Below are 12636 nucleotides of genomic sequence, written 5' to 3'. Positions count from 1 at the left end.
CGCAGTCGACATGACGGAGCGGCTCATGTGGGATCGGTTCCCGGAGGCGCTTCGGAAAAGCGTGCAGGAGACGGGGGTCTACCACCGCCCCTCCGCCTATTCGGACGATCCCTACCCGATCACCTGGAAACTGATCGAGGACGGGCGTGGGCACCTGCTCCTCGACCGTCCGATCCAGACCGGCTGCCCGGTTCACATCCTCCAGGGCATGGTGGATCCGGACGTCCCGTGGGAGCATGCCATGCGCCTCGTCGAACACCTGCCGGGAGACAGCGTATCACTGACCCTGATCAAGGACGGCGACCACCGGCTGTCACGGCCGGAAGACATCGAGCGGCTGCTTTCGGCCGTTGCTAGGATGCCATGAGCGGCGGGAGAAGACCGGCTGCTTGAGAGACGGCATGGAGCAGGCCACCCTCGGATCCGGCTTCCGTCCTTCAACACTGGATCGTCAGAACGGGCCAGAAGCCGGCTCGGGGCTAGATGTCCACGCGGTCGAGGAGCGGGACACCCTCGAACTGAAGCCGGATCCTCCCGCGTCCGACGCGGACGAGCCTGATGGGAGCCCCTTTATCTTCAAGGCGGCGCCGGAGCAGAAGCAATCGCGTGTCCAGATTGTCCTTGACCTCGGGCAACCGCATCGTGGCTGAGAGCCGAAGCTCACGGTTCGTGAACTCGACCCGCCCCTCGCGCTGATGAAGATCGAGCATGAACATCAGCAATCGACCCGCGACACCCTTGATGAGGTATTCGTTGTCGATGAAGACGCTGTCGTCCAGCGTGTGATGCGACACCCGGAAAACCCGCTCCGCTGAATGATCGAACGGTTTGCGCGTCTCCGCAGCGTGCCCCCCTGCCGCCGGACCTTCCGCCAGCGCGAGGGACGCTCCGGCCTGGCATGCAATGATCGTCATGACCGCCTGGTCATCGGCGCCGAAGGCGAAGCGCTCCCGGCTTTCGGCGAACAGAACGCCTGTGACTTTCCCTTGCACGATCATCGGAACGCCGATCCGGCTCAACGGGTTCGGCGCGCTCGGCCGTGCGGCCTCCGCGCGCGCGCCTCCCCCATCCGGTCCAGAGTGGATGTCCTCAGCAGGCTGCGACCCGTGATCGGGATCAGAGGCATTGACGAAGCGTCCATCAGACGCAACCACGCCGATCAGCCCGTCACCGAGACGCACCTCCGACCCAGCGCTTGTCTGGTCATAGCCGCGGCTTCCACGCGTGATCAGAACCTCGCGCCCCCCATCAAGAAGCAACAGCAGGATGTTCTTGTATCCGAAGCGTTCGCTGAGTCCGTCGAGAACGGTATCCACGATCTTGCCGGCGTCATTCTGCCGGGCGATTGCATCTGCGAGAACGGCGGCATCCAACAATGATGAGAGTTTCGTCATGGCTGGCGGTGCGGTCAGATCAGGGAGAACCGGCCGCTTGGGCATGGGGCGCAAAGGGGAGCCCACTCTTGGGATCCCTCCGGAACTGCACTCTCGCAACCACGCGTCGCTGCGCGGGCCCGCAGGCTTGCCCGATGCTCCACTTTCCTGGCCGGCGCATGGTTCGGCCTAGTCGCTCGGGGTCCCACCAGAGGAAGCAGGATCAACGCCAATGAGAATTGCTCTCGGGCCATTGCCAGGAATGCCCAAGGGGATGACAGGATGCGGGATCGTTCCAGCCTGCAAGCAATCGAGCGACGTGGTGCGCCCCCTCGTTCATGTTGACGATGGGCTTGCACTCTGACGCCTCGGACGCGGGCAAAAGTTAGGTCAGAGATCGCGCCCCCCCGGGATGCGGAATGGCACGGGTCGCCTTGTTGAGCCAGAAAGCTGCCTGCTCGTGCCGCCAGTCCATTCGAAGGGCGATTCTGAAATCCTCGATGGCCTGATCATATTGGCCGAGACTGAGGAACACGCGGCCGCGGATCAGGTGGAACCGCACGGTATGGGGAGAAGCATGTTTAAGCCTCCGCAAGGAGAGCCCCAAGCCCCAGCACTTGATGAGGGCTGAAAATGACATTCTTGGCAGTCCAATGCAGTTCCGATCCTGAGGCATCGTCTCTTTCCAAGATTTCATATCGATCTTAGCCATCCCAGTTCGCCGGAGCGCTACGCCCGTCTTCCCTGTTCGGAAAAAATGGCACCGCTCTTCCTTTGCGGAAATCGGAAAAGCGCACGACCTGTCGAAATTGCGCAGTAAACGCTTTGCCCTCTCGTTTTGAGGCTCGATCCGCCTCCGCTGAGCTGGAAATACTGAAACTATGTTTCGCAATGCCATGCTTTTACTGAAACAACATTTCACATCGAGCTGCCGGGGCTCTCGTTGCCAAGCTACCGCAGCATCTCCGCCAGCTCGACCTTCGGAATGACCGATGCAGCGAAACAAGTGACCGGGACCCACCAGAAGCGAGGATGCTCTCCCGTATCCCGGGCAGGTGGACTTCAGCGATGGATTGCCTTTGACAGGGTTTGCCTCGGGGTCTCACCGAAAGTGCGCTTGTAGAGGGCGCCGAACTCTCCCAGATGACCGAAGCCACAGGCGAGCGCGATCTCCGTCACGGTGTCGACGGCCGGATCCGCCGCGAGCAAGGCCTTGTTCACATGCTGCAGACGGACCGAACGGAGGAAGGCCATGGGCGTCACGCCGCGGAAGCTCTGGAACCCATTTTGCAGGCTTCTGGCACTCACGCCCGCATAGCTGGCGATGTCCGCGAGCGACAAAGGCTCGGAATAATGCGCCTCGATATAGGCTTCGGCGCGCTTCACGTAGAAGGGAGCAGCCGCGGATTGGGGCCGCAGAAGGGCTTCGGTGTAGGCATGACGCTGCGACAGAAGAAGTCCGGTGAGAAGGGACTGCTCGAATTGCCGCCAAGCTATGGGCGATTGCCGGATAAGGGCTTCCCGATCGGACAGCTCCGTCTCCACATATTCCAAAAGTCTCAGCCAGCTATGGCCGGTCGGGGCTTCCAGGTCGACGCCGATGTCGAAATCGAGGAATCCCGGAGTTTCATAGCCGAGGAGTTTGGCGCAGCAATCTGCGACTTTGCGCCGGTTCGTGATGAGCACGCGATGCTCCGTATCCTCCGGAATCGTGAGAATCCGCTGCGGCCCGGAGGAGAAGATCACGCCTTCGCGCTGTGAGATCGTGAAGGTTTCCCGGTTGATCTTAAGCTCACTGGGTTGGCTCGGACTGACGACGAAGGCCATTCGATCGTCGGCTTCTTCCGGGGATTGGTCTATCTCGACGTCGCTTTCGACGTAAAGCCGGAAGATGCCAAGGTCGAAATGTCCCCGATAACCGAACATACCACCCGCCGGCCTACCGCGCGAGGTCGGGGTAAGGCGCTGCGGCGACACGAAGGTATTGAGGGCGTTCTCCAACTCCTCAAGCTTGGTCGAGCGCCAAGTCTGGTCGATGATGAAATCGATGTGCGACGCCGCTTCGGCGCCTTGATCCGGCGTATCGTCCATGACCGTCATCAGAGGAGATATAATTTTTTGCTTTTACAATCGCGATATATGGGAGAGGACGGCGGAGATAATATTGGCTCTATTAAAACAATACTGAGAATCCGCTAAAACATAGGTATTCGCAATCCGCCGCGATCCGCTTTATCGAAGATAAGCGAATTCGATGACCGCCCTATCAGCCGCAGATACCGAAATCCCCCGCTGCTTGCGGTTGCGAGTTGTGGGCTTGATCGTTGCTTCTTCCGGCTCCCGGATGCGCCCCCGTTGAAGTGCACCTTGCAAGCCGGCATTCATTTCGCACATCGAAGGAGAAACTCCGGCAGGGAACCTGCCGGAGTCGATATCAAAGCCGATGGGCTCGTCAGATGACCCAGATATCGGTGACCTTCAGGCCGCTGACTTTCACGATCTGCACGGCGGCGCCTTTGCCGGAACCGTCGGCATCGTAGTACAGAATGCCGCCCTTGTAGATCAGGTAGTCGTTCTTATCCTTGGCTTGGCCGGTTTTGAACATCGACGGGTCGAGCCTGGCCGGAGCATCGATGGTGCCGGTCGTTCCAAGTTTCTTGAACACGGCGTTGTCGAGGAAGATCTTATCTCCTTCGGCAGACTTGAAGTCATAGATCCGGTCGAAATTGGATGCCTTATTCAGCTTCTTGTTGAAGACGAAAGCATCGCTTCCGGCACCGCCGTAGAGCTTGTCGTTTCCTTCCTCGCCGTAAAGAGTATCATCATCGGCATCACCCTTGATGAGGTCGTTGCCCTTGCCGCCGAGGAGGACGTCGTTGCCGAGACCACCATAGAGCTTGTCGTTTCCGGCATCGCCCTTCAAGAGATCCTTGCCGGCCTCACCCTTCAGGATGTCGTTGCCATTGCCGCCATACAGGCTGTCGAGGCCGTCGCCGCCCAGGATGGAATCGTTGCCTCCCTCACCAAAGAGCTGGTCGTCGCCGGCCAAACCTTTGATGATGTCCTTGGCATTGCCGGAACCGCCCTTGAGAATATCGTCAAGGGCCGATCCGTTCAGCTTGTCGGCCTTCTTCGTACCGCGCTTGTTCAAGGTGAGCTGATCGCCGACATTGATGGTGAAAGCCTGATCGGTCACGCCACCGTTGCCGTCGGTGACCCTCACTTTGATCTGATGGGACTTGGCCTCCTCGTAGTTGACGCCGGGTCCTGCCAGCAGGAGCTTGCCGTTCGAAATCGCAAACCGCCCGCCCGCATTGTCGAGGAGCGTATAGGTGAGCGTATCGCCATCCGAGTCGGTTGCGCTGAAGGCACCGATCTCCTTACCCGCCAGATCGTACTCCAGGACGAAGCTGTTGCTCAGCGCCAGTCCTGTCGGGGCGTTGTTGGTTGGGGCAACCGGCACATCCTTCACGACGACGGTGACCGTCTGTGTCACCATGTCCTCGTTGCTGCCGTCCGACACTTGGACCGTTAGTTGATATGGCGTGTCGGCGCCGACCGGCAGCCGGCTTGCGTTAGCAATCTTGATCTTGCCAGTGGCATCGATTGTGAACAAGCCGTTATGCGTATCGGCCAGCGAGTAGGACAATGTCCGTCCGTCCAGAGCGGCATCCGGGTCAGACGCCGTCACGGTGCCGATTTCGACGGCGCCGGCATTTTCGCTGACGACGATCGTGTTGGTTGCGCCGACCTGACCGCTCCCGGACGCTGCGATCGAAGTGATCGCCGGGCCGACATTGTTCTTCACCGTAATCGTCACACCGCCGGTCCGTGGATCGACATTATCCGACGCTGTGATGTTGTAGGTGGCAATGTGGTCAGTTTGCACGGATACCCAACCTGCCCCATGCACCTTGACCTGATTACCGATGATCTCGTAGCGACCATCAGCGCTAACCTTTCCGCCCGAACCGTTCAGAGCGGTTTGGAATGTATAATCAATCGTCTGGTTGTCACCGTCCTTTTCAGCGAAGGTCGCAACCACGAACCCATCACCTTTAGCCTCGTGAACATTGAAGCTTCCAGTGGGAGAAGGTGGAGGTGTGTTTCCAGCAGTCATGTTCTTGACGGTGATCGTCACATTGCCGGTCGCGGTCGCGTTCGCCGCCCCCGTGCCGTCATTGGCCACCACCGCGTAGGCCGGCAGCGGTGTATCCTGTGTCACATCAGCCACGGGAACATTAGTCTTGATCACATTACCTTCGATCCTGAACAGACCGTCGGCACTCACAAGCCCATTCGAGCCGGCTCGTGCGTTCTGGAACGTGTAGTTGATCGCCTGGCCGTCGGCGTCCGTCGCCGCCAGCGTCAGCACCGGCTGATCCGCAGCGGTTCCCTCGTTGACATCAGCAGTGGCTGTGGGTGTAGGCGGCGCCTGGTTCACGTCCTTGACCGTGATCACCACGTTGCCGGTCGCGGTTGCGTTCGCCGCCCCCGTGCCGTCATTGGCCACCACCGAGTAGGTGAGCGCCGTGTCGGCGGTCACGTTCGCCACCGTGCCGTTCGTCTGGATGAGGTTGCCCACGATCTTGAACTTGCCGTCGGCGCTGATCAGCCCGTTCGAGCCGGCCTGCGCGTTGGCAAAGGTGTAGCCGATCGTCTGGCCGTCGGCGTCCGTCGCCGCCAGCGTCACAACCGTCTGGCTGCCGGCCGTGCCCTCGTTCACGTTCGCCGTCGTGGCAGGGCTCGGAGGCGGGTTGTTGACCACCCCCTCCGGCTCAACATTCAGCAACTGAATACCAACATTCACCTGCTGATAAACTGGGCCCGTATTGTTCGTGTCGTTGGAGTCCCGGAACTGGAAGGTGATGCCGGTGAAGAGGTCTCCGACGTCCTCATTCTCGTAGTCAAGACGACCAGTAGCGACAAGGTACCACTTTCCCTGATCCTGCACGACATCGAAGATGCCTCCGAAGTTCTCGACCACCACGATCTTGTAGGAACCGGAGGGGGGTGGGGTGGTCGGGTCAAAGCCAATCAGCTCGAAAAGTTTCGTACCGATGGCAAGTTCCTCATCGATAGAACCAACTCGGCCAGTTGCGTCGACCGAGCTATGGAAAGGATTGCCGGTAAGTGCTTTGAGCGTAAGGTTAACAGCCATAGGAGCCCCTAGAGATGAAGATGCACCGACCATGGAGTCCGCAGCATTCGAGACTCCAAGGCCAGACTTAATTTAATGTTATTTCATAGCGTAAGCGGCTGTAAAGGCCTAGTCTCCGCCTATTTCACATTCTTTAGATGAGATAGAAGTACTCGTGGGTCAGAGCAGGCTTACTGGCCGCGGAGATGGTAGCGATTAGCCTGGCAGCTCCTGCTCCTGTGCCATCCGGATCGTACCAGATCTCGCCCGTGGCCTGATTGTAAATCATCCGATGGCTTTGATCCGTCGCCGCCGTGCCAAGTACAAAGGCGCTCGCCTTCAGCATCTTCCGTCCGTCAGGCAGCGTGTCCACTAGATCCGCTGTGATCCCGGCAAATCGCGTACCGAGCAACTCGATCCGGTCCCCTTTCACGTTCGGGTCCGTCGCGCTCTTCAAATCAAAGTTCTGGATGATATCCCGGTTCCCCGCCACAGGCGCGACATCGAACCGGAACGCATCGTCTCCTGCCCCGCCGTTCAGGGTGTCAATGCCAAGCCCTCCGCTCAGAGTGTCATTGCCAATGTTGCCGTTCAGTCTGTCGGAACCGCCGCCGCCTCGCAGGAAATCGTCAATGCCGATTCCTGGGATGTTCGTTGACAGCCCATTGATCACCTCGCGCTGGAGGTTCAGGATCGTCAGTGTCTTGGTGAAGGAGTACCAATGGTTTCCACCGTCATTCGACACCTCCACCGTTACGTCGAAGGTCGGTGCAAGCTCGTCGTCGATCTTGGTCTGGTTCTTCACCACAAGCTCACCGTTGCCGCCCATCTCCACCCGACCTTCCGCATCGTCGGTCACGCGCCAGATCAGCGGGTTGGGATCGTCCGCCGTGAACCGCCCAATCACCAGACCTCGGCCCATGTTCTCCAGAATGGTCGCATCCGAAAATGCCATGTTCGTCGGAGCCACATTGCCCGGCGTCGCATGCACCGTCACCGTGGCGGACTGCCCCTGCGGGTAGCCGGCATCGCTTAACGTTACGGTGAAGGCAGTATCCTCGGACGTGCCTGTCGGATCTCGCGGATCGAACACTAAGGCCGCCAGCTTCGCCTGCAAGTCGTCCGCGTTTATTCCCGTCACCGTGTAGGTGGCGATGCCTGTGGAGCCGTCAACGCCAACCAGGGTCAGGCCTGTGCCGCTGAGTGTGCCGTGATCGTTCAGGAACGTGATCGTGGCGATCGTCTGCTGGTTAGCATCGTTACCAATTGTCACGCCGTTAAACAGCGCCACCCTGGCGTTGCCGCTGGAGTTGGCATTGACCATTGACGGCAGGCCACCGATGGTTGGCGTCTCGTCCACATCCTCCAGATTGATCGTAATGTCCACATGGGCGGACTCGGCACCGTTGCCCTGCTGGTCCGTCGTCCACACGCTGATGGTCCAGCTGTGCTGGGTCAGCGACTCGTAGTCGAGGCCTGCGCGCAGCTTGATCTGCCCCGTGCTCTCGTCGATCGTGAACAGGCCGTTCTGGTCGCTCATGAAGTAACGCAGGTCGGTCAGGCTGCCATCATTGTCGTGCGCAACGACCTGCGCCACGAACCCACTGGCCAGAACTGATTCCAGGAAGCTGATCGTCGTAACTGACGGCCCGCTGCCACCGTTGACGCCGTCCACCACCGGCGCCTGATTGTTGCCAGCATCATTGATCGCGATATGGATCGTGGTCTCCGTATAGGCCCCATGGGTGTCCACGGCCCGCACCAGATAGGGAAGATCGGGGACGTTCTCTTCGACGAAAGCGTTGAGGACTTTCACCACGCCGTTGACGATCTCGAACCGGTTGTCCTGGCTCACCCGGTGCAAGGCGTTGTCATACCAGAACCCGACTGCCACATCGTCGCCGTCCGGATCCTGGACCCGCAGGGTGCCCACGTCGGATCCGACGGCGATCGTCTCATCGATCGTCTTCGATGCAGCCTCGTCAGCCCATACGGGAGCGGCCGGCGCATTGTTCACGTCGCCCGATGCGTCTCCATCGGCTGTGTCCACAGTGGCGGTCGTGCTGACCGGACCATGATACTGATCCTGAACCGAGATCGTGAAGACATGAGGACCGATCAGGCCATCGACAGGATTGTCAGGATCATAGTGAACAGGGTCGTAACGGAGGGCCTGAAGGATCCCGTCCAGGGCATCCGCCGTGCCCGTGAAGGTAATGGTCACCATGTTCCCGGACATCGCGACATATACATTCGGGTCGTATGGATTATAGCCGGTCAAATCTCCCAGGGTACCGTTGAAGGAGATCCTGACGATCAGGTTATCGCCGTCGGTATCCGTGAGATCGATGCCGCGGAACAGCGCCACCGCAGGGCCGTCGTCAGTCGCCTGGGTGACCTGCGTTCCCGGAAGGAACGACACGCTCGGCTCGGCGTTCGGAGCCGGATCCGGGCCATGGGTCGTGCGCACCATCACCTGGGCTTGGACGGGATCGTGCGTCGCGTCCTGAACAGAGATCTCAAAGATCGTGTCTACACTTATCGGCTCATTCAACGCCGAGTCGTCGGCCGGATCGAACGACAAGCTGTGCAGAATCTCATCCAGATTGTCGGCATCGTCGAGTACGGTATAGGTGCGGATGCCGTTCACAAGCGACGTGCGGAAATTCCACCCTTCGATGCCTATGAGATTGCCGGCCGCCTCGCTGAACCGGATGGTCAGGACAAGAAGGTCGTTCTCCGCGTCCGAGATATCGATGCCGCGGAACAGGTAAACGGCGGAGCCATTATCCGTTGCCCACGTCACCTCAGAGCCTTGAGCAATGTCGATGGTAGGGACCGCGTTCACAGTGCCCGATCCTCCAGGCGCTGTCACGACTTCCACCTGCTTCGCAACAGGAGCATGCGTCGTGTCCTGGACCGTAATGGTGAAGGCTGTCGCGACCGTATCGGATCCCGTCAAGCCGTCGGCTGGGTCGAAAGACAGGCCGTGCAGGATGTCATCCAGATCGTCGGCCGTGCCCGTGAGCACATAGGTCCGGATCCCGTTCATCTGCGTCCACGTGGAGGGAAGACCAGCCCCCAGCAACGTTCCCGTGGCTGCTGCGAACGAGATCGTCAGAACAAGCGTATCGTTCTCCGCGTCCGAGATGTCGACGCCTCGGAACGGATAGACGACAGGACCATCGCTCGTTGCGCCCGTCGTCTCCGTGCCAGGCCGGATGTAGAGGTCAGGCTGCGCGTTGCCTGTGTCGTCTCCATTCTGCGTGTGTACGGTCACATGGTCGATCACAGGCAGGTGCGAGGCATCGCTCACGCTGATCGTGAAGACGGTATCAAATGCGGCGTTGTCCGCCGAGCCGTTCTGCGGGTCAAATGTCAACTGATGCAGGACGGCTTCGAGAACACTCGCTTTCGCGGCCAACCGGACAGTGACAGTACCGTCAGCATTCGGCGTAATCATAGCGCCGTCCGCCCCCCCAATCTGGTCCGCCGTACCGTGGAAGGTAATCGTCAGCTCCAGATCGTCGTCCTCGGCATCCGACAGGTCCACACCTCGGAACGGATAGACGGCAAGGCCGTCGTCTGTCGCGTCGGTCATTCTCGTTTCGGGCGCGATGAACAGAACGGGGCGTTCGTTCGTGCTCGACTCCGTGACGACCGTCACCGTCTCCGGCGCATTGGCGAGCGAATGGAGGCCATCCGACAAGGCGAAGGTGAATGTCGTCGTCACCAGCCCGGCGGCGGCGGAGTCGTTGGATGCGTCGAAGGTGACGCTGCCGAGGAAGGCTATGAGATCGCCATACCTGCCCGTGAAAGTGTAGGTCACGAATTCTGCACCGAGATCGGTATGCGAGACATCCACGAAGTCAGGGACCGACGTCACATTGCCAAGGGCTCCGTTTCCGGAGCGGAACGTGACCTGTAGGGAGAGGATATCGTTCTCACTGTCCCCGAGATCGAGCCCGACGAACGGATTCACGATGCCGGAGTTGCCCTCGCCATTATCCAGAACCACGAAGTGCTCATCGTCCTCGTCGATCGTCAGCGTCGGCGCCACGTTGGCCGGGGTGTCGATGACGGTGACGGTCCGTGGCAGATCGGCCGTCGCACCATGCATATCTTCCACCTGAACCGTGAACGTCGTCGTGCGATCGGCCGAGCCCTCATACTGGTCATGCGGGTTGAAGGTCAGTTGCTTGACGATCTGATTCACCCAATCGACGGTCCCCTTGACCGTAAGGAGATTGGGATTGATCACCGGGTTGTAGAAGTAGTCCCGCCCGAGTTCTCCCAAGGCGCTGGTCAGGGCACCGTGGCTGCCGTCGAACGTGATGGTGACCGTGATCTCATCGTCCGCAAGGGCATCATCGTCCTCGAACGAGAAGCCCTGGAATGGCTTCACTGTTCCCGTATCGAGGATGGACCATTCTGTATCGCCGCTGACGATGATTTCCGGTGCGATGTTCGCGACCCCAACGTTGAAGGTGACCAACTGGACGATGACGTTCGCATCGGGGCCGGTGCCGTCCGTGATCTTAACGTAGAGCGTCTTTTCTCCAGCCGTCAGCGTCCCGTTCACGACGATATTGCCGCTGGCGTCGACCCGGAAGTCAGTCCCCGCATAGGCGGTATTGCCCGAGGCGTCGGTCACGAGCTGGTAGTGGAAGTCGCGGAACTCCGGCCGCTGGTCGGGATCCTGGATCGCAATCGCTGCAGCGACGGTATCGGGGTCCGCACCGACGACGATCCCATCGGCGGGCGTGTAGGTCGCCGTCGGCGCCTCGTTCACGTCCGTCACGTAGATCTTTAGAATCTGCGGATCGGAGGTCTGATTATGGTTGTCGATCGTTGTGACGCTGATTTCATACCATCTTGTTTCAACCCCCGTGGCTGGATCGACCCACCGGTGGAGGCGCGGATCATTGCTATCGTAATCGAGTGGACCGGTAGCGAAAACGCGCCATGCGCCGTCGTAATAGCGGAGCGTGAACAGGCCATCGGCGTCGTCATACATGTCGAAGCCTTCGACCGTATCACCGAGATCGGGGTCGTAGGCGGAAAGGGTACCGACGAGCTCATCGATCCCGACATCCTCGCGAACCACATTGTCGGAAATGCTGGCGACGGGCGCGAGGTTGCCCACGTCGTTGATGTCGATCCAGATGTTTGTGCTGGACATCGCGCCATGTTGATCCTTGACGATGATCACATACCCGCGGCTCTCGCCATTGGGTGCGACCTGGATCGGCGCGTCCGTCCGGAAGATCTGATTATTTACAATTCGGAAGGCGCCATCCGCACTGATATCGGATTGACCCGATGCAGTTTCGAAGAAGAACGAGATTTCGTCGCGCTCAGGATCTGTTGCCAACAGCGTTGCAACATAGCTGCCGCCCGGTATCGTTTCGTCGATGGTCCCGTCTTGCATCCCCCACAGAGTCGGCGCCTCGTTCACGTCGTCGACGTAAACCTTGACCTCTTTCCAGCCTGATGTGTTGCCAGTGTCGGTTTCCTGGGCCCTGACCTTGACCAAGAAGAACTTGGCCTCGTTGGGCTGACCTTCGTTTTCAACCGTAAGCCCGTTGGCCTGCGAATCGTAATCAACAGAACCTTTGAAGTAGATCTTGCCAGAGTTCGGATCGACGAAGAACAACGCCCCATAATCGTCTTCAAGCTCGTATCTCAGAGCCCCGCCCAGACCATCGTCATTGGAAGAGACTTGGGCAACCTCAACACCAAGAGCTCCGGCATACGCTTGGTCGTCCATCAAATGCAGCACGCTGCTGTCGCCACCTAGGATCGTCGGATCGTCTGGCGGCGTATTTGTCACCTCACTGCCGATCTGGACCGTCACCGATTGGATGATTGTATTGGCATCGGGTCCGGTGCTATCCGTGATCTTGACCCAGAGCGTCTTCGTGCCGGCCGTCAGCGCGCCGTTCACGACGATGTTGCCGCTGGCGTCGACCCTGAAATCGGAACCCGCATAGGCGGTATTGCCCGAGGCGTCGGTCACGAGCTGGTAGTGGAAGTCGCGGAACTCCGGCCGCTGGTCGGGATCCTGGATCGCAATCGCTGCAGCGACGGTATCGGGGTCCGCACCGACGACGATCCCATCGG

The 12636-nt window shown here is 59.7% G+C and carries 6 protein-coding genes; 1 reads left to right on the top strand and 5 read right to left on the bottom strand.

What is annotated here, in order from left to right:
- The coding region (locus tag OC446_RS06925) for a hypothetical protein (RefSeq protein ID WP_410055023.1) at positions 1-357 on the top strand (357 nt) is incomplete at its 5' end.
- A 122-nt stretch (positions 358-479) separates the two neighbouring features.
- Here OC446_RS06925 and OC446_RS06920 read toward each other — a convergent pair.
- From OC446_RS06920 to OC446_RS06900, 5 genes are all read right to left on the bottom strand, one after another.
- Positions 480-1394 (bottom strand): GAF domain-containing protein, encoded by a 915-nt coding sequence (locus tag OC446_RS06920; RefSeq protein ID WP_262028321.1) that lies wholly within the window; start codon positions 1392-1394, stop codon positions 480-482.
- A gap of 364 nt (positions 1395-1758) precedes the next feature.
- Positions 1759-2085, bottom strand: coding sequence for a tetratricopeptide repeat protein (locus OC446_RS06915; protein WP_262028320.1), 327 nt, complete (start codon positions 2083-2085; stop codon positions 1759-1761).
- Between the two features lie 350 nt (positions 2086-2435).
- Positions 2436-3464, bottom strand: a complete 1029-nt coding sequence (locus OC446_RS06910) for an AraC family transcriptional regulator (protein ID WP_262028319.1) — start codon at positions 3462-3464, stop codon at positions 2436-2438.
- A gap of 361 nt (positions 3465-3825) precedes the next feature.
- A complete protein-coding gene (locus tag OC446_RS06905) occupies positions 3826-6534 on the bottom strand; it encodes a cadherin domain-containing protein (RefSeq protein WP_262028318.1) in 2709 nt (902 codons plus the stop codon).
- Between the two features lie 133 nt (positions 6535-6667).
- Positions 6668-12532, bottom strand: coding sequence for a cadherin domain-containing protein (locus OC446_RS06900; RefSeq protein WP_262028317.1), 5865 nt, complete (start codon positions 12530-12532; stop codon positions 6668-6670).
- Positions 12533-12636 lie beyond the last annotated feature (104 nt).

It is taken from the genome of Microvirga sp. Mcv34 (assembly GCF_024519725.1).
Lineage (GTDB): Bacteria > Pseudomonadota > Alphaproteobacteria > Rhizobiales > Beijerinckiaceae > Microvirga.
This window is presented reverse-complemented; position numbering and strand designations above follow the sequence as displayed.

Excerpts from the sequence above, each read along its gene's own strand:
- OC446_RS06920 (WP_262028321.1), bottom strand. The coding sequence starts at position 1,394 with ATGACGAAACTCTCATCATTGTTGGATGCCGCCGTTCTCGCAGATGCA.
- OC446_RS06915 (WP_262028320.1), bottom strand. The coding sequence starts at position 2,085 with ATGGCTAAGATCGATATGAAATCTTGGAAAGAGACGATGCCTCAGGAT.
- OC446_RS06910 (WP_262028319.1), bottom strand. The coding sequence starts at position 3,464 with ATGGACGATACGCCGGATCAAGGCGCCGAAGCGGCGTCGCACATCGAT.
- OC446_RS06905 (WP_262028318.1), bottom strand. The coding sequence starts at position 6,534 with ATGGCTGTTAACCTTACGCTCAAAGCACTTACCGGCAATCCTTTCCAT.